Origin of the sequence: Thalassospira sp. (genome assembly GCF_040218635.1) — a bacterium.
GTDB lineage: Bacteria > Pseudomonadota > Alphaproteobacteria > Rhodospirillales > Thalassospiraceae > Thalassospira.
Window position 1 is genome coordinate 18926 of sequence record NZ_JAVJRB010000012.1, and the last position, 25852, is coordinate 44777.

The window sequence follows — 25852 nt, forward strand, 5'->3', positions numbered from 1 at the left end:
ATGTATAGTGTTGTAAAGGCGACACTAGATGATCAGGAACCGGTGATTTCTTTTCTGTTGCAACACCTTGGTGGTCGAGAAGACGCATATCGTCGTATTTTTCGCTTCAGTTCACATTTTTGCATTGATGAAAGTAACTGCCCACCCCCGGGGTTTTGTATCAAGGGAGATGATGGCTCTATTGCCGGGTTTATTGGTTTTCTGGCATCTCGTCCGGCATGGTTAGCGGATCGGTGGCTGGTGAATATGACTAGTTGGGCTGTTTCGGCAAATGCGAGAAGCCTTAGTTTAAAGTTGTTGCTAGAAGCCACACGTCAGGAAAACTGGATCATCACGAACTACTCAGCAACGGAAGCTGTACAAGCAATCCTGCCACGTTTCCAATTCCACCAGATCGACAATGCCGAAGTCTCACTTTCTACTGTGATCCCCGGCATCTTCGGGGGGGGGAGGGCTTTGTTCGTTCGCTTGGGGCAAGCGGCAATCGATCATATTAACGATGTTGATGAAAACAGAGTTCTACAGCAACACTTTGATGCAGGTGCCGTCATAATGTATGTCCCGGGATCGGGGCGAAGCTATGTTTTCTTTAGAAAAAGATGGGGGCGCATGCATGCTTTGCAGTTCATGCATGCCTCTTTTGGACCAAGTCAGATTTTGATTAAAGACTGGAAAGCGTTGGCAGCAGTAGCATTTATTAGGTTCCGAGCTGCGAGGGTCATAATGGACGAGCGCTTTCTTCCCATTGGCGTGGTTCCTGCAGAGAGAAAGCCAAGAGCTATGTTTGTTAAAGGCCTTGGTGAAGGGGATACGGTCCCTGATCGGGCGTATAGCGAGCCGATTCAGTCCCTAGGGGTCTTTTAATGTCGCGGCGGTTGGTCCACATTCAGACCGCAGGGTTTGCAACGCCAAACGGCAGGGCCTTTCTCATGCCATTGTTGTTGCATAGCCAATTGCTTCTAGATGCTGGGATCGAGTTGAAATTGTTTTCAGCAGAATATGCAAAAGACGATCTTCCAGACTGCGATTATCTGATTGTTGACAGTAAGGCTTTGTCCCCTCGATGGGCCAAAGGGAAAGACCGAATTTTATCAGAGATGCAAAAAAATCGGTCTAGAGCGGGAGCGTTGATATTCTGCGATATTTCAGATAGTGCGTCTTGGGATCATGCTCAGATCCTTCCTTTTGTTGACCTGTACTGCAAATCACAACTTTTGGTTGATCGATCATTGTACCTACAGCCACTTTATGGCCACCGTTATTATGCAGATTATTATCATCGTTTTTTTGGTATCAAAGATGACCAGAACGAGAGCTCTGAGCCGGTTTCAAACCCTGATGACCTTAAAAAACTGTGTTTAGGTTGGAACTCGGGCCTCGCTGACTACAGTTTGTTTGGACCGTTGCGTATGGCGCTATATGAGAAGGCCCCTTTGAAGACTTTGCTACGCTTTCCTTGGAATTGTAAGGCCCCATCTGTCGGGCGCCTAATGAATGCAAGTTTACGTATGGGGACAAACTACTCACGCCGTTCTGTTGCATTTCATCGAAAGCATCTTGCGGATATGCTCGGTTCACGCCTGCAAACAGGAAAACTGTCACGACTGGCATATTTTAGAGAGCTCAGCCGAAGCAAATTGGCCGTATCTCCTTTCGGCCTTGGCGAAATTACTCTTCGGGATTTCGAAGTCTTTTTGGCCGGTGCGATGCTTGTCAAGCCTGATATGAGTCACATGGAAACTTGGCCAAACTTTTATGTGCCGGGAGAGACATTCCTATCCTATAAACTCGATTTTTCTGACTTTGAAGTAGTCCTTGAGACTGCACTGAGTGATGAACACAGATTGCTTGAAATTGCTCGGGAAGGACAATTACGTTATCTAGCGTATGTGTCCGGACCGGAGGCGGGACTGCTATTTGTCGATCACTTTAAGGCTATTCTTGATCGTAGTATAATTAGGAAAGGTCATGACTGAAAAAGAAGGGCGATGGTTCTTTCATTTATCAATGTCTTTAGATCGGGCCCAGCCTTACGATGACAGGACGGTTATCTACCGGCAAGGTAGTGTGGTACTCTCAGCAGACAACATGCATCCGATTATTCGTCAAACAAGTGTTGTTTTGGCTGACCTTGGAGAGTTCGAAATATTTCTTATCGGACATCCGGCTGTTGACGGTCAAATAAATGATGAAGCTGTATTCGCCCTAATGCAACGGGGCCTATCATCCTCGCTTGAAGATGAGTTGGTGCGTCTTAATGGTAGTTTTGCCATTTTAATAGTTAGTCATTTACAGCAGCAGATTCTAAGTATTGTTGATAGGTTTTCATCAATACCCTTTTTCTGGCATTGGGAGCAAGGACGACTTGATATTGCGAGTAATCTATCTGTGTTGCGGTCGGTGTTGCCGACGCTTGCTGTCGATGACATGGCTGCAGCAGAGTTTCTCTATTTGCGTCGTCTGATGGGCGAAAAGACGCTTCTGAAAAACACCTATTACCAGCGCAGCGCCAGTTTAGTTCGGTTTACACCAGATAATGAACCAGTTAGTAGTGTCTGGTGGCAACCAGATTTTTCCTTGTCACCGATCGCGGATAAGGAGTTGCCTGAGGTCATCGGAAGTACCTTGCAATCCGCGATGTCTTTGTATCTTTCCGATAGCAAGAAAGTTGGATTGTTGCTGAGTGGGGGCTTGGATTCTCGCGCGCTTGTTGCTGCATCGCCAACACAGTTGGATTGCTATACGACCTGCATGCAAGAAAACAACGAAAGTGATGTTGCCAGAGATGTCGCCGCCGTCGCAGGAATGCCCTTCACCTTTTTGCCCCGCAAGTCGGGTATTCTAAATGATTACTTTGAGACGGCTGCATTTTTGACTGGTGCGCAGCAGATATACAGTGAATGCCAGTTTATGGGCTACGGAGATAGGTTGTCGAGGCAGTGCGATGTCCTGCTAATTGGGCTTGGACTTGATATTTTTTTTGGCGGGCTATACCTACCTACCTGCCTTGGAACTTTGTTTGGTCGGCCTGCTATTCATTCACGCCTTTTGCCTTTGGGGGATGATTTACCGGAAACTTATCTGAAAAATGTATCCTATCGCTTGAAGCAGTCGGATTTCTGGTCTCTTGTTCACTCAAATAGTAGGCAGGGTATCGAACAGGCGTTGCGCGAATCTGTTGAGAATATAGAGGACCGTGGCAGAAGATTAGGTGCTGAAGGGTATACTTTGTGGGAGTATTTTCACGGTCATAATTTGTCCCGCCACTATTCATTCCCAATGATGATGTCAGTCCGCAGCTTCATGGACTGCAGAGCCCCAGCCTTGGAAAACAACGTTTTCGACTTGTCTTGGCGAATGACCGGTCGTCAAAAGCTGAATGGAACAGCCTATCAAAAGGGACTTGTTCAATTGGCTCCCGAGTTGATGGAAATTCGAAATGCCAACACGAACTATCCTGCAGGTGTGTCTTTGTCTAAGCAAACCTTTTCAAAAGTGATGCAGTTTGCAAAGCACAAATTATTAGGTTCTGACATGCAACGTAGCCCATCGAGAGCAGACAGATCATGGCCTACAGCGAAATCACAGCTTGCTGCATCACCGCGTCTTGAGAATCGATATAGATTTCTTCCGCAATCAGAAGCCCTTGCCAGCTTGTCTTTTCTGAACATGGATGCAATTGCTGAAACCATCGCGGCCCATGATCGGGGAGCACATGATCACGCAGTACTAATCAATTTATTGTTGTCGCTGGAACATTTTTTGATTTCTTCGCAAGTGAAGCACTGACCGTTCCAATCTCTAAATCTTCCGAAGAGCGTAACCATAATTCTATGTTGACCAGGTGGGCTAACGGAGGCATCCCTGGAGTCGATGAGCCCCGACGGAAATTCTCGACCATCGAGCGTAATATCTTTTGGTTAGCATATTGACCAAGACGCGAGGAGCTCTCGGTTAGCAGGGGCAGATACCCTCCTAACCCTTGTTCGTCCCTCAACCATTCGTCAAGTGGCAGATTGAGGCCAACCTTGCGCCGAAAGACTACGTCTTTAGGAAGCCACTTGGCAGCAATCTGTTTCAACAAGGGTTTGGTTTCTCCACCAGGAACTCGCAAGCCCATGCCAATGCTATTTACTATTCTTGCTAGTGGTAAATGTGTGAATGGCACCCTTGCTTCGACACTAGCAGACATAGCCATTTTATCTTGCCGCATTAACAACGATGATAAATAGCTGGTTTGGTCCACCGCCATCATACGCGTGGGGAAGTCATTGAAACGACGAGCTGTTTCTTCTCTTGCGCCACCTTGCCAATTTAGTTCTGGGAACATGCTTTGCATCTGCATGAAATCAAAATAGATTGATGAAACAACTGCTGCATCGTTGCCGTGGAAACGATGAAGGAACTTATAGCGCTGAAGAAATGGCCAAAGCACTCCCGGTACAAGCTTGGCAATGCGGTTAAATTTGTCCAGTTGTTGCCAGCGGGCATAACGGTCATAACCACCGAAAAATTCGTCAGCTCCTTCACCAGTCAACACAACCTTATGCTTCCGCGCCAGTTCCTTGCACAATAATTTTAGCATTACGCACCCAAAATGAGGAACTGGGCCATCCATATACTTTACGGCATCCGGTAAAGCTTCAGCGAAATCCTCGCCGGAGAGGGAAATGTTTTTGTGTCGAACAGGATACTGCAGCGTAACCATGTCACGCCACTTCCCTTCGTCATACCGGTCATCATTTATGCTTACAGCATAGCTATCAAGCGGCTGATCCGCATACTTTGATGTCATCGCCAGTACAAGACTTGAATCCACGCCACCTGATAGCTGTAGCGCATATCCGACATCACTTTGCATATGATCTTTGATCGATTGGCTGATTGCTTCTTCACATTGAGCGAGGACTGTCTCCTCGTCCAATTGTTCACTTGGATTAAGGGTGTCAAGTGGGTCCGAAAAGACAGTTTCTGACCACTCTGATCCATCTAGGCGAAAACGCGCGAATCTACCGCCAGGCAGCAAATCAATATCTCTGTAGTTTGACAGACGTCCGGCAGCAAAGCGATGCATTAGTAGCTCACTAAGAGCATTGGCGTCAATTTCTGAACGGTTAATCAAACGTCTCAGTGGCCGCGCTTCGCTGGCAAATGCGGTATAGCCGTCCTTACGTGTTAAATACAATGGCTTGATGCCAAAGCTATCACGTGCAGCGTATCCTTGTTGTAAGTTGTGATCAATGATAACGCAGGAAAACATGCCTTCTAAACGGGCGAAAACTCCGGGTCCCCATAAGATAAACCCTTGCAACAATGTTTCAGTATCTCCTTTGGTGCGAAATACGCAGCCAAACCCTTCGAGTTCGTAGCGTAATGTTTTATAGTTATATATTTCCCCGTTAAAAACGAGTTCATAGCGCCCTGTCTCGTCGCGCATTGGCTGGTTAGACTGAGCATGGGGATCAATTATTGCGAGCCGCCGAAATATCAATACAGAATTAGAATGACACATGATGCGGCCATCGTCTGGGCCACGGTGATATAGGTCACGGTCAATGCCATCGATTAACTTGGGGCACCATTGTCCATCTTGATTATGCTTTCCGGATCCAATAATCGCAGTAAATCCACACATTAGGTACTATCCTTACCGCAATAATGGCTAATCAAGCTTATATACTCATGGCATGGCATAACCATAAAACCTTCTGCCCAAGCTTCGTTACCGTCAGTTTTTAACCACCTTGAAGTCCACGCATTAAGACCTAGGGTGAAATGCACCCAATCACGCGTTTTCATTTGCGATTTATGAAAACGAATGTAGGTGGCCTTTTCTCGTATGACAGTGGAAATATCAACGACCACATTGGGAATAATCGCAGAATAGACTTGATAAGCATACACTTCGCTGGTCTTTAGTGCCATCCGCGTGGCTTTCCATGAGTTGTACAGAACTTCATTTGCGTGTCGGTGATCAGGGTTGTCGTCCAAGACGAAGGGAAGCATTAATATGTCTGGCTGCAGCTTATTGATGATTTCAGTGAGATTGTCTGCTTTCCAAGGATGCTTCCCAGCTGTATTGCGGCCAAAAAATGGTGTCCAACCTGCTTCTTGGCATAAGGCGCGACTTTCTGCTTCACGGATCTCAAACTGATCAACTTGCCCAGAGGAGAGGTAGAAAATTGAGATTTCACAGTGTCGTTTTCTTGCCATCAGAAGAAAGCCACCTGGGCCGATTATTTCGTCATCTGGATGCGGAGCTATGACTAGGATTTTACGGTTTTTCGGAACCATGGCCGACAGTGGACGTATATGATTTGTATAAACCAAGCTCGAGATCAGATCGCGTGCTTTTGTCAAATCCTCCACGTTAGTTAGATTGCTGACCAAGAATTTGTATCTTCGCTTGGCCCAGATCAGAGCTTCAAAACGTGTGATCAGGTTTTTGACCTTGCGGAGCATATCAGGCGTCCTAGGATTCGGAGAAGTCTTTAGGTACTATATTGTTACTTTGATTTCCGGAGTTGCATGGTTCGGGTTAAGTTTAGGTCAATACTTGGCAGAAACGGGAACGGAAAATGGCTGGTTTTTTCTAACTTGAAATGCAATTTTAACGCTTTGTTGATTTTCAAGGCGGTATTGCAGTGTTCCAGAGCAATGTACTTGCGATAGTCTATGTTATATCTTTTAGACATTGATCGCTCTGAAGTAAGTTTACGGCCCAACGTCCAGCCAAGTCCCCCTTCGCATGGAATACCAACATGAAATGCGGCTTCTGGTGCGAGGATACGATGAATTTCTTTAAGTCCTTCATTGAGAAAGTATATGTGTTCTAGCGCATAAATTGATACTGCGCGCGTAAAAGCATTCGCCTTGAACGGTATAGACAGGATATTTCCTTGCACGAGCAGCGCATCAGGGAAGATTTGTTTAATTTTTTCTAAACTTTCCATGCGGATATCCAAGCCCACAAATCGACTGTTATCCTTAACAAAGGGCCAATGATAACCTTGACCGGTCCCGATATCGATTGTCCAGTTGGATGCGTTCCCAGCTTTACTTTGGTGTTTATCTTCCCAGAAGGCGACTTTTTTGTGTGATGATTCGTGGATCATCCTAAATACCGGGTTAGATTCGGTGAAATAAGACGAAGAATCATCGAAATTGTCGCTCATTTTGAGGTAATCCGGATCCTTGTAGCTATCTGGTAAACTCTTTGATTCAGTAGGCAACATGCAAATAATGCCATTGATTACGGCGAAAATCCGTTCGCAACCCTTGCAATATAGAGCGTGCTCGTTTTTCTGAGCAATTTCTCCAGCGCAGTCAGGGCATTGCAGAATATTGATAAAATTACAAGATAACATGACAAAACCGAACTTGTCTCAGCGTTTTGGATGAAGGAGACCGAACGCACTCCTGACCAACTGGAAGTAATTTTCTTTACCAAAAGGGTCTATTTATGTAAGAAAAGCGAAGTACGTTAAGATATGCAGAAATGCAAGTATTTTTAAGCCGTAGTTCAGGGGCAGGCACAAAAATGAGAATCGCCGTAGTCGAACCTTGCTTGGAAAATAAAAAGAATGTCATCAGGGACGTTATTTACGGTTGCTGGTGCGGTGGCAAGAGGATTGGCGGAGCAACAGTTCCGCCGTTCGAGCTGTTGACAGTTGCGACGATCTTGCAGCAGGAAGGCCATGACGTAGTCTTTGTAGATGCTCAGGCTGAACAAATTGAGATTGATGAGGTTAAGAAACGGATTGCTGGTGCTCGTCTTGCCATCATGTCGACGTCGGTGATGACAGCAAATAGTGATACAGATTATCTGCGCCAATTGAAAGCAGCAAATCCGCAGATGTTGACTGCTGTTTACGGATCTCACCCCACTTTTCAGCCTGAGGCTACGCTAGAAAAGGGGGTGGATTTTGCAATTCAGAGAGAGCCGGAATGGGTGATCCGTGATCTAGCGCGGGCGCTTAACAATAATGACATGGTGACCGCGCGCGCGGTACAGGGTACTGTTTCTAAAGATGATAACGGCGAAGTTATCAAGAACAAGCGTTATGATTACATTGAAGATCTCGATCAAATTCCACCGTTAAACGTCAATTTCCTGCCTAAAGGCGTTGATTATTTCAACCCGATCGTGAAAAACTTACCGTATATTACTGTCTCTAGCTCTCACGGTTGTCCAGCTAAATGCAGTTATTGCACGGCTCCCTTCTTCCACGGCACTCGCACCCGCTTCCAGTCAGCAGGAAAAGTTGTTGAGGATATTGGCTACTATCTGCAAAACGGGATGAAGGAGATTTATTTCCGAGATGAAACGTTCACCGCTGACCGGCAACGGGTTTTCGATATCTGTGCTGGCATAGACAAGCGTGGTTATAAATTCTCTTGGATCTGTAACGCGAGGGTCGACACCGTTGACTTTGAAATGCTGACAGTCATGAAAAAAGCTGGCTGCCACCTGATCAAGTTTGGCGCAGAGTCCGGTAACCAAGATGTGCTAGACGCGGTAAAGAAGGGGATTACCCTTGAACAAACGCGTGAAGCATTCAAATGGTGCAACGAGGTGGGCATTGCCACACATGGACATTTCATGGTGGGAATGCCGGGTGAAACCTACGATACCATGGAAGAAACGCTCGACTTGGCCATTGAAATCAAACCGACCACAGCAACTTTCGGTATCTGCACGCCATATCCAGGGACGCCCTTGTTCCGCGACGTGAAGCGTATGGATGAGAGCATTGACGACGGTGCGAAAAATGCAGCGATGGATCGCTTGCATGTTCAGGGATCTTTTAACCATCTTTACTGTGATGTAGATGCTGATGATCTGAGCAAAACGGTTAAACGTTTCTATCGTCGCTTCTATTTGCGCCCTTCCTATATTTGGTTGCAACTTACCCGGATTCGAAACAGTAACATGTTGCGTAATGTTGTGATCGGCGGCATGAACGTATTCAACTTTGCAACCAACAAAAACAGCAGTTAAGGTCTCTTCTTATGAGGCAGTTTTTGGATCTTGCGTTGGAAACAATACCGAGGGTCTTAGGTGGGACTGACAGGGACTCCACAGCAGAAAGCTATGGCAGTTGTGATCGGCAGTACTGGCATTATCGACTACATGACATGTCGAATGCCAGACTGCAGGAGGCAGGCCTGTTATTTGCTCTGGCGTATAGTATCGATTCACCGGAGAATCCCTTTTTTCGATCGCAGAAGCTATTAGCATGGATTCGGGGAGTTTGGAGGTTCTGGCTTGCTGACAGAAACAGCGACGGTTCTTGTTCGGAAGTCTACCCTAACGAACGTAGTTTCTGTGCTACTGCCTTTTCCGCAGCAGGGTTTTGTGAAACTATTCGTCTAACCGGTGGCGATGCTGGCTGGCAGCAAGAATTAGTAGACGCTAAAAAAACAATAGCCTGGCTGGCAATGAATACCAATCCGGATGTGGCAAATCAGATGGCCGCTAGTGCTCTTGCCCTTCAAGCATGGAAGAAATTATCCGGAGATGATGAATTTAGTGCTGTATCTCAACGCAGAATCAGTGACTGTATTGCGCTGCAGAACGATTCAGGGGTGTTCCCGGAATACGGTGGTTTTGATACCGGTTACCAAACTATTACTATGTCCGTGCTTGCATGCTTGCTCAAATGGCTGCCTAAGAACAGCTTAGAAGCCGTAGACGTATTGTCTGCCTTGAAAAAGGCAGAGCAGGCCGTCAATAGGGTTGTTGATGACAAAGGTGGCATTGATGAATCTGCGTGCAGCCGAAATACTGACTACCTTTATCCCCACGCATTTGCGGCTTTAAAAAGTTCTGTTTTACAACGCATAGAGACGGGCTTAAGTGGGCGGTCAGTTCTGCGGCCTACTTGGATGGATGATCGCTATTGTATCGCCTTGGCGGCGGATTATTTGTATGCCTTTAGGGAACTTGCACATGTTGATGACGACATCCCGGCTCATTCTACTGCGCCTGTTTAACGTGACATTGGGGCGCTCAGCGCTTGCGAACAAGATATTACGCAGAATTCTGATTAACGTATTGATACAAAAGAAGGATCAATCAAAGAAATATATGGCTAGTTCGCGATTTTTCAGTTTTGGTGAGCTGGAATAGAGCGAAATGTGCGGTATAGCGGGTTTTTTGGGGCCAGAAGCGTCTGAGCACGTATTACATGACATGATGTCGACTATGCTTCATCGGGGACCCGATGGGCAGGGTGTATGGACTGGAGCAGACGATAATATTGCTCTAGGGCATCTTAGGCTGTCGATCATCGACCTTGATCATGGCGGTCAGCCGATGACCAGCCCTGACGGGAGATATGTCTTCGTTTACAATGGAGAGGTCTATAATTACGCGGAATTGCGAGGCGGGTTGGAACAGCAAGGTTGGCAGTTCCGGACGGACTCGGATAGTGAAGTCCTGATGGCTGGCTTGATCCTTGAGGATACTGGATTTCTGATTAAAACAATTGGGATGTTTGCATTTGCCCTATGGGATCGTAAGGAGAAGGAGCTGCTTCTGGCGAGAGATCGTATGGGTATTAAGCCTCTTTATTATACTCTTTCAAAACAGACGGGTTTGGTTTTTTCTTCTGAATTTAAAGCCTTGGTTAATTGGCTTCCTAATGGAGCCAGCGTGAATCCTTCTGCGCTAGATGATTACTTGACCCTACGTTATGTAGCTGGACCAAAAACCATGGTCGCGGGAATTAACAAGTTTCCGGCGGGCCATTGGGTTCGCTTGGGTTACGATGAGATACTGTCAGGTTCATTCCAGCCCGTACGCTGGTGGTCGATGCAGTTCAATTCTACCGGTCCAGCGTTCACAAGAGCCGAAGATGAAGAATTGGAATTTTTGCTCGAAGATGCGGTTCGGCTTTGTATGCGCAGTGACGTACCTTTCGGAGCTTTCTTATCCGGTGGTATAGATAGTGGTGTCGTTGCCGGGTTGATGGCCCGGCATCATGGTCAGGCCATCCGTACATACTCTATTGGGTTTGAGGGAGAGGAAGACGAGCTTGCCGAAGCTGCGCAGGTTGCTCATGCGTTGAATGCCAAGCACAGTGAAGTTGTTATGAGGCCGGAAGATCTAAGGTCTTTGCCGGACATTGTACACCGGATTGATGAGCCGTTTCCTGACCCGATTGTCATTGCAATGGATATGTTAGCTGCCCGGTCTGCCGAAGACGTAAAGGTAATTTTGACAGGTGAGGGAGCAGATGAGATTTTTGGTGGCTATGTCCATCATCCTCACATGCAGCTTTTCGATTGTATTAGTAAAGTTCTACCGAAATGGTTGACCGGTACGGCAGGTGCGGGCGTAAACTTGATCCCGATAGCCTTATTGGATGCTATGGTCGACTATCAGGTGAAGCCAGGTAAGCTTGGGAGGGATAGGCTTGCGAAGATTGTCGTCAATTTACCAGACAAGGCACGCCGTTATCTAACTTACGTGGGGCTCTTTCCTGAGGATTTGCGGGAGGTACTCGTTTCGTCCACTTTTCATCCCGGTCAGGGAGAGGCTACATTGGATCGTGTAAGTAGGACATTGTCAGTTTGCGAACAGGATGGAGTACATAGTTTTCTCGACCAAGTGATGGCGATGGAGTACGAAACTTGGCTAACAGACAATATATTGTTTAAGCAGGACAAAGTCCTGATGGGACATTCACTCGAAGGGAGAGTACCGTTCTGTGATCATCGCTTGGTCGAACTCGCTGCAAAGCTTCCGTTGGGACGCAAGCTAAAGAGGGGAAGGAACAAGATTGCTCTGCGAGATATGGCTACAAAGATCCTACCAAGCTTACCTCAGATAGGTAAGAAAAAGGCGTTCATGATTCCTATGAACGGTGCTTGGGGGGGAGTGTTAAGAGAAATGGCAGGTGACTATCTGTTGTCAACACGGTTTCGACAAAGCGGTATCTTCTGTCCGAAGACCATTGATAAATTGCTAAGTGGTTTTCCTTCATCGACTTTATTGGAAGGAAAACAGATTTTGGCATTAATGATGTTTGCCATGTGGCAGGATAGGGTACTAATTCCTTCGGCTTGAGCCGACCTGACTATATGAAAACCCTCCTAAAATGACCCAGACAACGAAGTCTACAGCAAAAGAAGTTTTGTTGGCCTACGTCCTGATAGCGGAATGAGAATTGTGTCGTTACCCCGTAATCTCAGCGAGCAAAGAGGGTGTGTTCTCGATAATTCATTGATCAGGCGTGTTTTTTGATCTTCGATCAACTTCATATTCACTGCGCAATAAACTCATCATGTACGCATCATAGTACAAGCCGTTGCGATATATTATCTGCCGCCGGACACCTTCTTTTTGAAAACCAACCTTCTCATAGGAACAAACTGCCCGTTTGTTTTCTGTGTTTACGCCAAGGTAAAGTGTTTCCAAGTTCAGTTTGTCAAATGCATAGCCTACCACTTCCTTAAGTGCGGCTGTGCCCAAGCCCTTACCTAGGGCGTCTGTTTCGCCAATGAGAATACGAAACTCGCCACGCCGGCAAACCCACTGGATTAAGTATAGGCCGCAGAAGCCGACGCTTTCGCCGCTTTCTTTGTTTTCTATGATGAAAACGACATTGTCAGAGCTGTTAGTGAAGCTGTCATATATCGCTTCAAGTTCTTTGTCTGGGATAGGGCGCGAGCCCGTTTCCATATAGCGGGTTGCTTCGGGGTTTTCCATCCAGCGCCGAATGTTTAGCAAATCTTCCCGTCTCACGCCACGAAGGCCAATTAGGTTATTTTCAGCAAAATACGTCATTCACTTTCCTACGTGTCCCAAGACGGTGCTTTTTGGCCATCGACATAACCGCGTTGCAAGATTGATGGTTCCGTTTCGGCATTGTTAGGGTTGCGAGATTCTCGTATTGGAAACTGCCAATCGTCACCGCTTATTTTCAATCGCTGCTCATCTACGTTTTCTGGCACGTAAGCGGTGATAGCAGATCTATGCAAATTCCACTCACCTCTAGATGAGCAGCTCCATAAATTCTGGTTTCGATGTTTTTCAAGTTCTTGTATCAGGCTTGCCTCGGAAATGCCGAGCCAACGGGCAAAGATGGCACTATCATCAGGGATAATGTCTTGATACTTAGCGACTTGGGAAATGCCTTGCTCTCTGGTCATGCGGTGCAAGCGGATTTCTCTACTCGCATGGTCGCTGACCTTTCCGTATCCATGTTTTAACAATTTAATATAATCATGAAGTCCACTATAAAAGGCGCAATCTACATGATTATAGTGATCGAACGTACGTTTTTGAGCACCTGTTTCAAAGCCATAATGTTGAATCATCTCTTCATGTTGGGCTTTGGAATCCCATCGGATATAGTTCCCTAAATAGATGCCGCGCACTCCGACCTGATGTAACTCGCGATCATTAGGGTAGAACAAAGGAGCCAGCATACGTTCAGGTAGGCCATCACTTTCGTTCACAAGATCTTCAGCCTCGAACCCCATCAGGTCGTGATCTTTACGATACTTCCGGGTCATCTCAACTTCATCGGTATGCGAAAACATACCGACCTGATCTAATCCTTGATGTGCCCCCCAGATGATCAGGGGAATTTGGTGACGGACAGCCATTTGAACAGGAAAAACAGACTGCCCAGCAAGGCAGTGCCAGTAGATGCTACCTAGTTTGTCAATTGTCTTTTCAGTGATACGCCGCAGAGATTCCTTGCCGAGTATCATTGTTTGACAATCTAAATCAAAAACAGTGCGTAAATAAGACATATTACGATGGCCTCGGTCGACCATATAATGGGTGTTATAGGATACAAGCAGCGGGTTGAGTTTCAATTTGCGCCGAATAGTATCTACAATAAACCAGGAATCCCTTGCCCCTGAAACAGGCACTATACAATCATACTGCCCGTTGTTACGGCTTCTATAGGCATCAGTGATGCTGCGAAGGCGGCTAAACCTAAGATCCCAGTCCAGATCATCTTTTTCTTCATGGATACGGCAACCACTACACACTCCGTCTGCGTCAAATATCAGACCAAGAGGATGATTTTCTGGGTAGATGCATCGAGCACAAAACTTCATATTACTTCTTCCGCAGGATGAATGAAGCGTGCCTGCTTCAGGCTATCTTCAGTATATTTTCTAAGTCTGCCGCGTTCTGAAAGACAGCTTCTATTGTAACTGATTGGTAAGTCTTGGCGCAGTTGGGCATCACTTTCCAGAAGCATGGAGCGAATGAGAAACAGGCTATGTTCGGTATAATGCAGCATGTTACCAATTGCTGCGGCGGACACGCCACCAATTGCCAAAACATTCGCTATATCAAGCGGTTGCCCAGCTCCACCCATAGCTATTACCGGAACATTAGCTCGTTTAGCCAATATTTTCAGAAGAGAAAGGTCATACCCATTTCTTCGACCGTCTCTATCTACCGAATTTATAAGCAGTTCACCTGCTCCGAATTCTTGCAATTGTTCAATATGCTCTTCAGGACTGAATGGCGCGATAGATCCGTCCTTGTCGCGAATGGTATAACTCCCAGTCCTATCCGTGACGATATCCATGGCTCCAATTACTGCTTGTTGTCCCAACACGACTGCAGTTTCGGCAATCAGCTGAGGACGATCAAGGGCATGTTGGTTAATTGCCACTTTGTCTGCTCCATCATGGACTGCTCGGATGGCGTCATCAGCGTTGCGAATGCCTCCTGCGTATCCGAGAGGGACAAAAATTTGTCCCGCGATACGTTGGATCAGATTGAAATCTGGCCCGTTTCCGTGATGGCGGGCGGAGATATCGACAAGCAAAATTTCGTCAGCCCCCCAGCGATAAAAATATTCTGCTGTGATCACAGGGTTGCCAACGGGAAGGTAACGATTGAACCCGATCGACTGGACGGCAAGTCCGTCCTTTACTAGGATTACAGCAATCAAACGGTTCTTAAGCATGTTCCGGAAGCCCCCCGTTCTCTGCCTTGGTGTGTAGTCCACCATTGGCGAATGAGAGGAATGTTTTAATTAGTTTCAATCCGTTTAAATGGCTTTTTTCTGGGTGAAATTGAGTTCCAAAAATATTATCTTTCCAGATGGCTGCCGTTACCCGTGTTCCGTAATGAGTAGTCCCGACAACATGGGCTTCAGTGTCCGTAAGCGCAAAGCTGTGGTCGAAGTAATAATGGCCATCAATAAAAGACAGTGTTCTTGGAGCTATGAGGGGGCGGATCCACTCTACCTCGTTCCACCCGACATGAGGTAGAGGCAGGCCATGGATATTTTCCATTTGCCTTACGCTTCCCTTGATCAAACCTAACCCACGGCAAGCATGAGGCTCCATACCGGTTTCTGCAAATATTTGCATGCCGAGGCATATACCGAATACTGGAATTGTTCTCTGATTTGCAGCGTCTCGAATTGCGTCCCCAAGGCCGCTTCTCTCTAGTCGACGCATAGCTTCTTCAAAGGAGCCAACACCAGCTAGTACGAGAATTTCAGCTTTCTGAACTTGTGTGACTGTCTTTATGATTTGGCAGGGGGCTCCAAGGCGACCAAACGCATTGGCCAAGGATGTTATGTTTCCCGTGCCATAGTCAAGAATGGAAACTATTTTCATGACAGACTCCGGTTACCACACTGATTCGGCATTGTTGTGGCTGTAAATAGCCTCTTTCAATTCCCATTCGCCATGATTGTTAAGATGCCACAAGTCCTTGTTGCGATATGATGCGATTAGATCGTCCAGTTCTGATCGTGGAATATCTAAATAGTTTGCTAGTTTGTCTAGATAGATTTCGTTGCATTTACCGTCATACTTGCGAACAAGCTCAATCCCTTCATCTCGGGTGATTTGCCCGTGCCGAACCTTAACGCTAGCTTGTTGGGTAACCTTGCCATAGCCTAGTTTTAAATATTTGAAGAATTGGTTGATATGAACAAACTCTTCATCCAAGGCATCTGCAGGATTGATGGAACCCGTCCATTCAGGGTTTGCATCGTCACCAATTCGTGGTTCAAGTCCGTGATTGAGAGCAAAGTCCGTATTAACGATGTCATTGAAGTCACGCATGAAGTATCCAAGATAGACAATGCGTATATCTGCTTTGTCGAACTCCCATTCATCAGGATAGCAATAGGGGACAAGCTCGCTGATTTTTACCCCAGCAGGAAGCCAGTCGGCCACTTTAGCCCCACCCAGTGTATTATGGCTGCGCTGGTTGTTGGCGTCGCTGTCAAAACTACCGACCTTACCGCCAAAGGTGAGGCTAGGGTTCTCGCCAAGAAAAATAAGGGGGATACCATAGGAGATAGCAGTCTGAGGTAGCGTAGCATAAAGAGCGAGTTCAGTGGCTCGGAATAGGTTGCCGTGTTGATGTAATGAGTAGTTCATTAGCTTTTTAGATACGACGGGAGCAGGCGACAATACATGCAGATCAAAGCCGCATTCGGCGAGGTTCGCTAAATTATGGGCCCCTCGTTCTGTCATCTCTTCTGGCGGGTAAGTGCAGCAGACTAGAAGCGGGTTCAGTCCGAGTTCATCTCTGACGTAGAAGGCTTGTCGAGTACTGTCTTTTCCGCCGCTGACACCGACGATACAATCATAGTGACTGTGGCTGTGGTCCCTTCCCCATTTTCCTATACGGTGAAGTTCATTCAGCCGCTCATTCCAATCAATATCCTCCATTGTCTCTGCTACGCGGCAGGGGAGGCATACACCTTCTTGGTCAAACACTGCATCTGGCCAAGTGTCAGGGGTTAGGCATCGTTTGCAGTAACCAATCACTTTCGCTCTCTTTAATTTTTTTGAAGACTATCTATTAAGGCATCAACGGCTTTACTAACTTGTTCATCGTTGTAGCTTTCAAGATTGAGTGTATCGAATTTTTCCATGTCAATGGAGAGTCGTTCAAGAGCTGAGGCTAATTTAGCACCATCAGTGCGAGCTTTGTCCCTATCTACATGCCCGTCAAATATATGAACAAGAAACTCTCGAACTTGACTCTCTTGCTTTACAGTAAGGACATGGTCAAGAAAGTCATAATTGTTATGCTGCCCAAAGCTTATTACCGGTACTCCGGCCAATGCGGCTTCTAAGTTCGCAGTTCCCGAAATATTTGCAACGGCGTCTGCTTTTTGGGCGACTTTCCAACCTGGTTCGCGAGGATCCATCAATTCGACATTTTTCAGCAAATCAAGAGTTCTGTAGAAGTCTCGCGGACGACGACCGTAAGAATACACTGCTTCCTTGACAACCAACGTAACATCTGCAGGCAAATCTCGGGATATTTTCGCAATAGTCTCAAGCTGATAGAAGTATTCAGGTGACATGGCCTGTAGGGAATATTCAGGTTCTGTCTGCAACGGGAAGTAAATGAATTTTTTGTTTTTTAAGTCGCTTAACTTCAGGGTATGGTTTTTAATTATTTTCTTTTGAGTCCAGTAGTAATTTATGTAGTAATTTATGCGTTCGGATAGATAATACTGGCTTGAGTCGTCGTATTTTTTGAATTTCACATAAATGAATCTATGCAAGGCGTTGAGAATGTTTTTTATTATTAGTATTTCTGGCGATAATGATTTGTAGCGTGTCTTGCTTATGACGTCTTGGTAGTATTGCTGGTTCATATTAACATCCTCTGATGTTTCAATCATTTTATAATGATCCTCAATGCGAGGGAACTCAATGAATTCGTTCTCCGCCCAAAAGTAAAAGTTCTTATACCTAGTGGCGTAAAAATATCTAAATGGAATACCGTGCTTACGTGCTACGACAGCTTCTACCTTCAGGTGATTGACGAATAGCGATATGTTCTTTTTTTTGATTTCTTGCTCCCAAAAATCAATAGCTTCACTGAAGGCGTGAAGTGATTGTGTCTGAGTAGCGTGCTTCGCTGCTGGAGATAGGGGGTGGTTCACACCGCCAAGCGAGTATCCTAAGCCAGTTTCGCGACGATGCATGTACATGACACCAAATGGGGTATCGTATTTCTGCTCCTGTTTTTTGGCTCTATCTTGGACTGTTTGTTGGTTGAGGTTTGTTTTAAGGAGGTTTTTGCCAAAAACATCGTACACGACAATTTCATCAATTAAATTGTCGTCAACATGCTTGCTATAGGATTTTACGCCTTCTGATGTCCCTACATAAATAATTGTATAGTAGCCATAGCGCTGTTTTAAATGCCTTAGCATTGCCAAGTTCAGGCGAGAAACTTCGGCCTGCATGAACAGTGCAACTGACTTCTTGTGAAGGTGTTCTTGGGTCATTTAAATGAGCTATGTCCAGGCAATTATCAGGGGGGGGGTCGGGGCAAAGCCGTATGGCGATATTTTTCTCACTATCTCGTCGCTGCAACACCCGATTTACTGAGGTTTCTAGAATATATAAAGGTATGGGTCAACGATTTATCTTTTACAGTGTTTGTGCCAACTAGAAACAAGATATTCATGAAATCATCTTGGTCAAATTAGGTTGAATTTGATGGCTACACTGCATATTGTCGCTGCTTATGAACAACTTGGTTCAGAGGGTGAATGTCGCCCTTGTTTCATGTGTATTGTAACAAACATTAGATTTGAGAGTTTTTTGTAATGCCGGGTACCATTACTGCCCGATTGCGGCACCTGCGCCATGGAAAGTTAAAGTTCATGTCCCCAGTTTGGCAAGTTATGGGGAAGATGTTTCGATTTGGAGTAAAGAGCTTTGCCGATAAGGCTAAGGTTAGCCAAATGATCGGAGCGTATGGGCCTTTCAAGCTGTCTGCTTATTTCGCATTTTCTAATTTCGAAGCTTGGGGAAGTGGGCATAATAATGGTTTTGTCGCGACTGTTGAGGCTTGTCGAGGCAAAACATGTTTTCTGGATGTAGGCGGACATATCGGTCTTGTTGCCTTGCCGGTGGCCAGCGTTTTGGCGACAGGAGCCAAAATCTTTGCATTTGAGCCTAGTAAGGTAAATGCATCCTGCTTGCGGCAGCATGCCCAATGGAATGGTTTTGATAACATCACAGTTATTGAAGCACTGGTTGGTGATGAAGCTAAGCTAATGCGCTTCTTCGAAAGCGCTGAGGTCTCAGGGCAGAATGCGCAGGTTGTGAAAAAGAACCCTGCCGCTTATGAAGAAGTAGAGCGTCAGCAGATAACGCTTGATGAATTTTGTGCTGAACATGGACTTGTTCCGGATGTCATCAAAATAGATGTTGAGGGGGCGGAATTAAAAGTTCTCGCGGGTGCACGGGAACTACTTCATGAGCACAAACCAACGATCCTTTTGAGTGTACATCCTTTTGAAATAGGATTAATGGGGGAGAGTATTGAGAATCTAACGAGTCTTATTGCTTCCCTAGGGTACAAATGTACCGAAATAGACGGTGCACCTGTGCAAGAGTTTCGTCTGTCTGAATATTTGCTAACACCTGAGAAAGTTCCAGAAATTGTTTAATAGTGTTTTTTCTACCCTATCGGATAGGGGGGCTCCTGCTCTAATCCGGGCTGTGTACGGGCATTTTTACAGCCTGTTTTATCGTAAAGTATTGCGTAGGCGATTTGTGTGTCGGCCAGTCTATGATTACCGCATGTGGCTCGACCTAGAGGACAGAGGGATTTCACGGACATTGATTTTGTTCGGTGAAAGGGAGATCGAACACAAGCGCATGCTTGAAATGATTCTCAAACCAGGTGTCAGGATTTTCGATATTGGTGCTAACATTGGCTATTATGCCATTATGGAAAGTAAGAAAATAGGAGAGGATGGGCACATCTTGGCAATAGAGCCGTCTCCGTCCAATGTTAAGCTTCTAAAGCGTAATTTGGAGCTTAACGCGGTCACTCACATAACGGTCCGTGAAGGTGCCGTCTCGGATACTGTTGGTACGAAACAGTTTCACCTTGCCCATCAAAGCAATCTCAATACTTTTCACAATAGTGGAAGTGGAGTAGAGCACCTCAATGGAGAATCTATTGACGTTCAGACCTACGCGTTGCCGCAGTTGGTCGATGAGTATGGTGCTCCAGATTTGATCCGTATGGATGTAGAGGGTCATGAGGTTGCCATCCTGCGCGGATTAGTGGAAACATTGAAGGCTGGTACAGCTAAGCCTCAGGTCATTTTTGAAACTCATTTGTCACGTTATCATGGCGATAACGCCTTTGCGCCTGTGCTGCGAGAGTTGTTTGATTTGGGGTATACTGTTCCGTTGGCGGCATCGTCTTGGGAGGCGGGAAGCAAAATTGTCGATAGTAAAGGTTACAAAGCAATTGAAACTGTAAAATCTGACGCCGTTTCAAGAAATATTTACAAGGACATCTCCTGCGAGGATGCGATCAGTCTGATATGCCACGAGGGGGGCTTGCGTACGGTGTTGCTTGCTCCTTCTGCATTATAAAAAACGTTGGATCGAAAAATGTTCAATAATAAGTCTATTCTGATTACAGGCGGGACAGGGTCATTTGGCAAAAAATATGTGGAAACGATTCTAAGTCGCTATAAACCTGCTAGATTGATTGTATATTCCCGCGATGAGTTGAAACAGTATGAAATGGAGCAGCAATTTAACGACAATTGCATGCGTTATTTCATCGGAGACGTACGTGATGGCGAGCGGCTAGATATGGCAACTCGTGATGTGGATTTTATTATTCATGCAGCCGCGCTCAAGCAAGTCCCCGCTGCGGAATACAATCCGATGGAAGCTATCAATACGAATATCCACGGTGCAGAAAATGTCATCAAATCGTCGCTTAAAAATGGCGTGGAAAAAGTCATTGCGTTGTCAACGGATAAGGCTGCAAATCCAATTAACCTCTATGGGGCGACCAAGTTGGCTTCAGACAAGCTGTTTGTTGCAGCCAATAACCTGAGTGGCTTCAATGGAACTAGGTTTTCTGTAGTACGCTATGGCAACGTTGTCGGTTCAAGGGGGTCCGTGGTTCCATTTTTTCGGAAACTGATTGCGGAGAACTCGGACCATTTGCCAATTACGGACAAGGACATGACGCGTTTCTGGATCACGTTGCAAAACGGGGTTGATTTTGTGCTTAAGAACTTCGAGCGGATGCATGGCGGTGAAGTCTTCGTTCCCAAAATCCCGTCTGTTAGAATTTGCGATCTAGCTGAAGCAATGGCACCAAACCTTCCCGTGAAGTTTGTTGGTATTCGGCCAGGTGAGAAATTGCATGAAGCGATGTGTCCTTTGGATGATTCTCATCTAACTCTTGAATTCAAAGATCACTTTGTCATTCAGCCAACAATCCAGTTCTATGGTTCTCCCCACGACTATTCTTTGAATAAACTGGGGGAGAAAGGTCAGCCCGTTGAGCGGAGATTTGAATATGTTTCTGGCGGCAATGACTGGTTCCTGTCAGTTGAGGAGATCGCTCAGCTGAACAAAGAGCTGAACCTATGATCCCATATGGCCGTCATCATATTGATAACGACGACATTGAAGCAGTGATAGCTGCTTTAAAAAGTGATTCTTTGACAGGTGGAGCATGTGTCGGTCGGTTTGAGGAGGACTTGGCTCGTTTCACGTCCTCTCGAAATGCGGTCGTTTGTAATAGTGGCACTGCAGCCCTACATTTGGCACTCATGGCGCTAGATATAGGGGCTGGAGATATAATAGTTGTGCCTTCTTTGACGTTCTTGGCAACTGCTAATGCCGGTATTTATGTCGGCGCGGACATCAAATTCGCCGATGTAGATCCAGAAACAGGTCTTCTTACTTCTGAAACCCTTAATGCAGCCTTGAGGGAGCTTCCTGCCGAAAGGGTTAAAGCAGTATTACCAGTCCACTTGAACGGTGCTATGTCCGATGTACGTTCGACCAGCTTGCCTTCGGGCATGGGGCATGTCGCTATCGTCGAAGATGCTTGTCACGCAATCGGTGGTGCATACTCTGGATCTGATATACTCGTTGGATCCGCGCCTTGGGCAGCGATGACCTGTTTTTCTTTTCACCCAGTAAAAACCATTGCAATGGGCGAGGGGGGAGCGATAACAACAGAATTTGACGACCTCGCAGAACGATTGCGTCTGCTGCGAAATCATGGAATGGAGCGTGATGCCGCACGCTTTGTTATGCCAGACCAAGGTGTCGATTCTGTAGGAAAACCATTTCCTTGGTTCTATGAAATGGCGACAGTTGGTTATAATTATAGAGCCAGTGATCTTCATTGTGCTCTTGGCACAAGTCAGTTGAAAAAGGCTCCGGGTTTCCTCGCAAGGCGCCGAGAACTCGCCTGTCGCTACAATGACTTGATTGGTGAGCTTGCTCCAATTGTCAAGCCAGTTCCGCGATCTGCGCCTGACGGAGATGGGTGGCATCTCTTCTCCGTCCATATTGATTTCCATGCTGTGGGAAAACCCCGTGAACAAGTAATGCAGGAGCTACGTGAACGCGGCATCGGGAGCCAAGTTCATTACCTGCCAGTACACAGGCAACCATTCTATCAACAAAAATACGGGAAACAGCATTTACCCGGAGCTGACTCCTATTACCAGAAACAACTTTCTTTGCCTCTTTTCCCGGCAATGGAAGACACTGATGTTGATCGTGTTCTGGAAGCCCTTGCTCAGGTTTTGAACCTGCGGGCAGTCGTATGAGCGCAGTGATGGCGATTGGAACAGCGCAGTTTGGTATGGACTACGGTATTAGCAATGAAACCGGCAAGCTTTCGTCCAAGGAGACCAAAGATGTTCTTGACCGGGCAAGAGCAGCAGGTATTGGAATTCTGGATACAGCGCCTGCATATGGTGCAAGCGAACGGATTCTTGCGGGTTCTCGTCTGGACGGCTTTTCCGTCATCACAAAGACGATCCACTTGCCATCTGATGCGGCTAGCCAGTCCGAACTGGAGCTCGAGAAAATCGTACGTGCTGGTTTAGACAGATCCTTGGAGCTATTGGGGGCTGTTGATGGTATGTTAGTTCATCAATACTCTGATCTAATGGGGACCTTTGGTCCACGATTTTGGGATATTTTGACAGAGTACCGGGGAGCAGGTCTTGTCCGGAGGATTGGCATGTCAATCTATGACGGAGAGCAAATCGATCACCTGCTAAGTCATTTTGATGTCGATCTTGTTCAATTACCCTTTAACATCCTTGATCAGCGGTTGCTGCATAGCGGTCATTTGGCCCGTTTAAAAAATGCGAATGTAGAAATTCATGCTAGATCTCTATTCTTGCAGGGGTTGTTGGTTGATCTCAAAAGTCAGGAACTTGACTATTTCACTCCATGGAGAAAGTTGCTGACTGAGTGGAATGTTTTTGTCGCGGATTCTGGTCGGACGGCACAAGATATCGCAATTTCCTTTGTTCGAGGTCAGAAAGAGATTGATGTTGCTGTTATTGGCGTGACGAGCTGCGGCGAACTCGAAGAGTGCTTGCAGTCTTTTGAGAAGTCCACGGTGAATAATGCCGAGAGTTTGGCTTGTGATGACGCACAATTGTTGAACCCCGGAAATTGGAAAATCTGATGATTGTTCGGCTTGGGATTATCGGGTTTTCGGAGGGAAATGGTCATCCTTATTCTTGGTCGGCTATTTTCAATGGATACGAACCAGAGTACATGAAGGATTGTGATTTCCCTATAATCGCGGAGTATCTAGCGGAACGAAAATGGCCTGACGATCAAATTCAATCGGGCAGAGTTACTTACATCTGGACTCAGGATTCTAGATTATCTGACCGAATAGCTAGAGCCTCCAAAATTGACAATATTGCTTCTACTCCCGAAGATATGATTGGCAAGGTTGACGCTATTTTACTGGCTCGGGATGACGCACAAAATCATGCCAAATTTGCTGCCCCCTTTCTAGATGCAGGGTTGCCTGTATATCTTGATAAACCGATGGCCCTGTCCATGCGTGATCTTACCACCTTGCAATCTCTGTGTAAGTTTGACGGGCAAATATTTTCATGTTCAGCACTGCGCTACGCCAACGAACTGCAGCTTAGTGAGAAACAACGGTACGAGATCGGAGAATTACAGCGGATCGTTGGCAGAACTCCTAAGAGTTGGGATAAATATGCAGTGCATGTCATTGAACCTGGATTGCAGATGTTGGACCCTGCTGATCAACCCATACGGCATGAGAGACGGTATTCCAATAAGGATGCTGTGAGATTGACTTCTCATTGGGAGAGTGGAGTGGAAACCGTTTTCGAAAGTCTTGGTTCTGAGAGCAAAGAAGGAATAAGCTTAGAAGTTGAAGGTAGCAACGGGAAAGTAATTCTAAAGTTTCACGACAGTTTTTCGGCGTTCCGTTCTGCGTTGCTGGCTTTTATGCGTCAGATCGAAGATCCGCAGACTGACAATAATTTCGGCCTTGTATATCGATCAGTTTCTCTGATTGAAAAGGGGCGGAGTCAATGACTGTTCTGGTTACTGGGGGAACAGGTAAGATAGGCCGGGTTCTGGTAAAGGGGCTGATTGAGGATGGATATCAGGTACTGTTCACTGGGCGTCGAAAGGACCGTGTCCGTGAATTGATATCGTCCCTTGCCGTCAGCAATGATCAAGTCAGCGGTTTAGCGGTCGACTTTACGGAACCACATGCCATTAACATAATTCTTGATCATTGCGATCTCAACAAGGTTTCGATTTCAGGGTTGGTCAACAATGCAAGAAGTCTTGAATATCTGACCATTGAGGACGACGGTAATATTTGTCGGGAAAACTTCATAGGTGAATATATTGTTGATGTAGTTATCCCTTATGAGTTGTCGATGGCGCTTGTCCGAAAAATGCCGAATACGCTGAAGAACATAGTAAACATTGGCTCCCAATATGGTCAAGTTGCAGCAAGTCCACGTCTGTATGATGACTATGAGCGGCAATCGCCGTTGCATTATGGTGTAGCTAAGGCTGCGCTCGCGCATTTGACCAGAGAGTTAGCTGTTCGATTGGCTCCAAAGGATATTATGGTCAATACAATTTCTTATGGCGGCATTGAAGGTAGAGTTGACCCAGCTTTTCGTCAACGATACGCGAGTCTTGTACCAATTGGTCGAATGTTGCATGAAGAAGAAGTTTATGGAGCAGTACAGTTCTTACTTTCCCAACGCAGTTCTGGCATAACAGGTCAAAATTTGCAAGTTGACGGGGGCTGGACCATATGGTGAGAGCAAGGCGAGTTCTTGCCGTGATTCCTGCACGCGGTGGCTCCAAACGAATTCCTCAGAAGAACATAATTGATTTTTTGGGCAAGCCAATGCTCGCGTGGACTGTTGAAGCAGCGCTTCAAAGCGGTTGCTTTGATAGAGTATTGGTTAGTACAGACGATCAATCTATCGCAGAAGTTGCTAGACAGGCAGGAGCTGAAGTTCCTTTCCTTCGCGCTGCTGCGTCCGATGATCATGCCCATGTGTCAGCAGCTACTCTGTTAGCACTGGAGCAAGCGGAGGAATACTGGCAGGTTACATATGACCTAGTCGTGCAGTTAATGCCCAATTGCCCTCTTCGTGACGCGAAAGCTATCAACAAAGCTGTTGATAGCTTCATCCGCGGTGATCGAGATTTCCAGATTAGTTGTTTTGCCTATGGTTGGTCTAACCCTTGGTGGGCAAACACTCTGTTGGTTGATGGTAGCCCGAGACCAAAGTTTCCAGAAGCAGGTCAGGCGCGATCTCAAGATTTGCCTGAATTGTACTGTCCTACTGGCGCAATTTGGATCGCACGGGTCCCTGCTTTTCGTAGTGCGGGAACATTTTATGGGCCCGGCTACAAGTTCGAGCCTATGCCAATTTGGGCGGCTGCGGATATTGATGAGCCGGATGATTTGATTTTAGCGCGTGTTCTGGCCGCAGGCCGTGCTGCCATAGGAACAATACAAGTATGAAGCTCCCCGGCTATTTTCGGAGGG

At 46.3% G+C, this 25852-nt stretch carries 23 protein-coding genes; 14 read left to right on the plus strand and 9 right to left on the minus strand.

Translation table 11 applies throughout. The features are described 5' to 3' along the window. Genes RIC05_RS13960 through RIC05_RS13970 form a run of 3 tightly spaced genes read left to right on the plus strand, consistent with a single transcriptional unit; the run spans position 1 to position 3789 of the window. On the plus strand, positions 1–864 hold the full coding sequence (locus RIC05_RS13960) for a hypothetical protein (protein ID WP_350045353.1): 864 nt from the start codon (positions 1–3) through the stop codon (positions 862–864). Next, complete coding sequence (locus tag RIC05_RS13965) at positions 864–1976, plus strand: glycosyltransferase (protein WP_350059763.1); 1113 nt, start codon at positions 864–866, stop codon at positions 1974–1976. The genes RIC05_RS13960 and RIC05_RS13965 overlap by 1 nt, the downstream gene beginning before the upstream one ends. Next, complete coding sequence (locus RIC05_RS13970) at positions 1969–3789, plus strand: asparagine synthase-related protein (RefSeq protein ID WP_350045355.1); 1821 nt, start codon at positions 1969–1971, stop codon at positions 3787–3789. Before RIC05_RS13965 ends, RIC05_RS13970 begins: the two co-directional genes overlap by 8 nt. On the opposite strand, the gene asnB (RIC05_RS13975) is transcribed toward RIC05_RS13970, so the two are convergent. The 3 genes from asnB (RIC05_RS13975) to RIC05_RS13985 are packed head-to-tail and all read right to left on the minus strand — an operon-like array spanning position 3734 to position 7367. Continuing rightward, the gene (gene asnB / locus RIC05_RS13975) at positions 3734–5635 is read right to left on the minus strand and encodes an asparagine synthase (glutamine-hydrolyzing) (RefSeq protein ID WP_350045356.1); all 1902 of its coding nucleotides are present in this window, start codon (positions 5633–5635) and stop codon (positions 3734–3736) included. The genes RIC05_RS13970 and asnB (RIC05_RS13975) overlap by 56 nt on opposite strands. Next, positions 5635–6462 (minus strand): PIG-L deacetylase family protein, encoded by an 828-nt coding sequence (locus tag RIC05_RS13980; RefSeq protein WP_350045357.1) that lies wholly within the window; start codon positions 6460–6462, stop codon positions 5635–5637. The genes asnB (RIC05_RS13975) and RIC05_RS13980 overlap by 1 nt, the downstream gene beginning before the upstream one ends. A 44-nt stretch (positions 6463–6506) precedes the next feature. Continuing rightward, a complete protein-coding gene (locus RIC05_RS13985) occupies positions 6507–7367 on the minus strand; it encodes a methyltransferase domain-containing protein (RefSeq protein WP_350059764.1) in 861 nt (286 codons plus the stop codon). Positions 7368–7498: 131 nt separating this feature from the next. Between RIC05_RS13985 and RIC05_RS13990 the strand changes: the two genes are divergently transcribed. The 3 genes from RIC05_RS13990 to asnB (RIC05_RS14000) all read left to right on the plus strand — a co-directional run bounded on the left by RIC05_RS13990 (position 7499) and on the right by asnB (RIC05_RS14000) (position 12073). Next, a complete protein-coding gene (locus RIC05_RS13990; protein WP_350045358.1) occupies positions 7499–9001 on the plus strand; it encodes a B12-binding domain-containing radical SAM protein in 1503 nt (500 codons plus the stop codon). 137 nt (positions 9002–9138) lie between these two features. Then, the gene (locus RIC05_RS13995; RefSeq protein WP_350045359.1) at positions 9139–9996 is read left to right on the plus strand and encodes a hypothetical protein; all 858 of its coding nucleotides are present in this window, start codon (positions 9139–9141) and stop codon (positions 9994–9996) included. A gap of 142 nt (positions 9997–10138) precedes the next feature. Next, positions 10139–12073, plus strand: a complete 1935-nt coding sequence (gene asnB / locus RIC05_RS14000) for an asparagine synthase (glutamine-hydrolyzing) (protein WP_350045360.1) — start codon at positions 10139–10141, stop codon at positions 12071–12073. Positions 12074–12226: 153 nt separating this feature from the next. On the opposite strand, the gene RIC05_RS14005 is transcribed toward asnB (RIC05_RS14000), so the two are convergent. Genes RIC05_RS14005 through RIC05_RS14030 form a run of 6 tightly spaced genes read right to left on the minus strand, consistent with a single transcriptional unit; the run spans position 12227 to position 18257 of the window. Then, entirely contained in the window at positions 12227–12793 is a 567-nt protein-coding gene (locus tag RIC05_RS14005) for a GNAT family N-acetyltransferase (protein ID WP_350045361.1), read from the minus strand. An 8-nt stretch (positions 12794–12801) separates the two neighbouring features. Then, positions 12802–14082, minus strand: coding sequence for an N-acetyl sugar amidotransferase (locus RIC05_RS14010; RefSeq protein ID WP_350045362.1), 1281 nt, complete (start codon positions 14080–14082; stop codon positions 12802–12804). After that, entirely contained in the window at positions 14079–14948 is an 870-nt protein-coding gene (hisF, locus tag RIC05_RS14015; protein WP_350045363.1) for an imidazole glycerol phosphate synthase subunit HisF, read from the minus strand. Before hisF ends, RIC05_RS14010 begins: the two co-directional genes overlap by 4 nt. After that, entirely contained in the window at positions 14941–15609 is a 669-nt protein-coding gene (hisH, locus tag RIC05_RS14020) for an imidazole glycerol phosphate synthase subunit HisH (RefSeq protein WP_350045364.1), read from the minus strand. The genes hisF and hisH overlap by 8 nt, the downstream gene beginning before the upstream one ends. Positions 15610–15621: 12 nt before the next feature. Next, entirely contained in the window at positions 15622–16776 is a 1155-nt protein-coding gene (locus RIC05_RS14025; protein ID WP_350045365.1) for an N-acetyl sugar amidotransferase, read from the minus strand. An 11-nt stretch (positions 16777–16787) separates the two neighbouring features. Next, entirely contained in the window at positions 16788–18257 is a 1470-nt protein-coding gene (locus RIC05_RS14030) for a hypothetical protein (RefSeq protein ID WP_350045366.1), read from the minus strand. A 381-nt stretch (positions 18258–18638) separates the two neighbouring features. On the opposite strand from RIC05_RS14030, the gene RIC05_RS14035 reads away from it, so the two are divergent. From RIC05_RS14035 to RIC05_RS14070, 8 genes are all read left to right on the plus strand, one after another. Then, positions 18639–19430 (plus strand): FkbM family methyltransferase, encoded by a 792-nt coding sequence (locus RIC05_RS14035; protein ID WP_350045367.1) that lies wholly within the window; start codon positions 18639–18641, stop codon positions 19428–19430. A gap of 133 nt (positions 19431–19563) precedes the next feature. Continuing rightward, positions 19564–20373: an FkbM family methyltransferase gene (locus tag RIC05_RS14040; protein ID WP_350045368.1), complete on the plus strand. Its 810-nt coding sequence runs from the start codon at positions 19564–19566 to the stop codon at positions 20371–20373. An 18-nt stretch (positions 20374–20391) separates the two neighbouring features. After that, on the plus strand, positions 20392–21393 hold the full coding sequence (pseB, locus tag RIC05_RS14045) for a UDP-N-acetylglucosamine 4,6-dehydratase (inverting) (RefSeq protein ID WP_350045369.1): 1002 nt from the start codon (positions 20392–20394) through the stop codon (positions 21391–21393). Beyond that, a complete protein-coding gene (pseC, locus tag RIC05_RS14050; protein WP_350045370.1) occupies positions 21390–22589 on the plus strand; it encodes a UDP-4-amino-4,6-dideoxy-N-acetyl-beta-L-altrosamine transaminase in 1200 nt (399 codons plus the stop codon). Before pseB ends, pseC begins: the two co-directional genes overlap by 4 nt. Next, a complete protein-coding gene (locus RIC05_RS14055) occupies positions 22586–23464 on the plus strand; it encodes an aldo/keto reductase (protein WP_350045371.1) in 879 nt (292 codons plus the stop codon). Before pseC ends, RIC05_RS14055 begins: the two co-directional genes overlap by 4 nt. Then, on the plus strand, positions 23464–24363 hold the full coding sequence (locus RIC05_RS14060) for a Gfo/Idh/MocA family oxidoreductase (protein WP_350045372.1): 900 nt from the start codon (positions 23464–23466) through the stop codon (positions 24361–24363). Before RIC05_RS14055 ends, RIC05_RS14060 begins: the two co-directional genes overlap by 1 nt. Beyond that, on the plus strand, positions 24360–25112 hold the full coding sequence (locus RIC05_RS14065; RefSeq protein WP_350045373.1) for an SDR family oxidoreductase: 753 nt from the start codon (positions 24360–24362) through the stop codon (positions 25110–25112). Before RIC05_RS14060 ends, RIC05_RS14065 begins: the two co-directional genes overlap by 4 nt. Before the next feature lie 20 nt (positions 25113–25132). Then, on the plus strand, positions 25133–25828 hold the full coding sequence (locus RIC05_RS14070) for an acylneuraminate cytidylyltransferase family protein (RefSeq protein WP_350045374.1): 696 nt from the start codon (positions 25133–25135) through the stop codon (positions 25826–25828). Positions 25829–25852 lie beyond the last annotated feature (24 nt).

Bases quoted from the DNA above. Each gene is read 5' to 3' on its own strand.
- RIC05_RS14065 (WP_350045373.1), top strand. From the start codon at position 24,360: ATGACTGTTCTGGTTACTGGGGGAACAGGTAAGATAGGCCGGGTTCTG.
- hisH (WP_350045364.1), bottom strand. From the start codon at position 15,609: ATGAAAATAGTTTCCATTCTTGACTATGGCACGGGAAACATAACATCC.
- RIC05_RS14035 (WP_350045367.1), top strand. From the start codon at position 18,639: ATGTCCCCAGTTTGGCAAGTTATGGGGAAGATGTTTCGATTTGGAGTA.
- RIC05_RS14040 (WP_350045368.1), top strand. From the start codon at position 19,564: ATGTGGCTCGACCTAGAGGACAGAGGGATTTCACGGACATTGATTTTG.
- asnB (WP_350045360.1), top strand. From the start codon at position 10,139: ATGTGCGGTATAGCGGGTTTTTTGGGGCCAGAAGCGTCTGAGCACGTA.
- RIC05_RS13985 (WP_350059764.1), bottom strand. From the start codon at position 7,367: ATGTTATCTTGTAATTTTATCAATATTCTGCAATGCCCTGACTGCGCT.
- RIC05_RS14055 (WP_350045371.1), top strand. From the start codon at position 22,586: ATGAGCGCAGTGATGGCGATTGGAACAGCGCAGTTTGGTATGGACTAC.
- RIC05_RS13990 (WP_350045358.1), top strand. From the start codon at position 7,499: ATGCAAGTATTTTTAAGCCGTAGTTCAGGGGCAGGCACAAAAATGAGA.
- RIC05_RS13980 (WP_350045357.1), bottom strand. From the start codon at position 6,462: ATGCTCCGCAAGGTCAAAAACCTGATCACACGTTTTGAAGCTCTGATC.
- RIC05_RS14010 (WP_350045362.1), bottom strand. From the start codon at position 14,082: ATGAAGTTTTGTGCTCGATGCATCTACCCAGAAAATCATCCTCTTGGT.
- hisF (WP_350045363.1), bottom strand. From the start codon at position 14,948: ATGCTTAAGAACCGTTTGATTGCTGTAATCCTAGTAAAGGACGGACTT.
- RIC05_RS13965 (WP_350059763.1), top strand. From the start codon at position 864: ATGTCGCGGCGGTTGGTCCACATTCAGACCGCAGGGTTTGCAACGCCA.
- RIC05_RS14005 (WP_350045361.1), bottom strand. From the start codon at position 12,793: ATGACGTATTTTGCTGAAAATAACCTAATTGGCCTTCGTGGCGTGAGA.
- pseC (WP_350045370.1), top strand. From the start codon at position 21,390: ATGATCCCATATGGCCGTCATCATATTGATAACGACGACATTGAAGCA.
- RIC05_RS13995 (WP_350045359.1), top strand. From the start codon at position 9,139: ATGTCGAATGCCAGACTGCAGGAGGCAGGCCTGTTATTTGCTCTGGCG.
- pseB (WP_350045369.1), top strand. From the start codon at position 20,392: ATGTTCAATAATAAGTCTATTCTGATTACAGGCGGGACAGGGTCATTT.
- RIC05_RS14030 (WP_350045366.1), bottom strand. From the start codon at position 18,257: ATGACCCAAGAACACCTTCACAAGAAGTCAGTTGCACTGTTCATGCAG.
- RIC05_RS13960 (WP_350045353.1), top strand. From the start codon at position 1: ATGTATAGTGTTGTAAAGGCGACACTAGATGATCAGGAACCGGTGATT.
- RIC05_RS13970 (WP_350045355.1), top strand. From the start codon at position 1,969: ATGACTGAAAAAGAAGGGCGATGGTTCTTTCATTTATCAATGTCTTTA.
- asnB (WP_350045356.1), bottom strand. From the start codon at position 5,635: ATGTGTGGATTTACTGCGATTATTGGATCCGGAAAGCATAATCAAGAT.
- RIC05_RS14060 (WP_350045372.1), top strand. From the start codon at position 23,464: ATGATTGTTCGGCTTGGGATTATCGGGTTTTCGGAGGGAAATGGTCAT.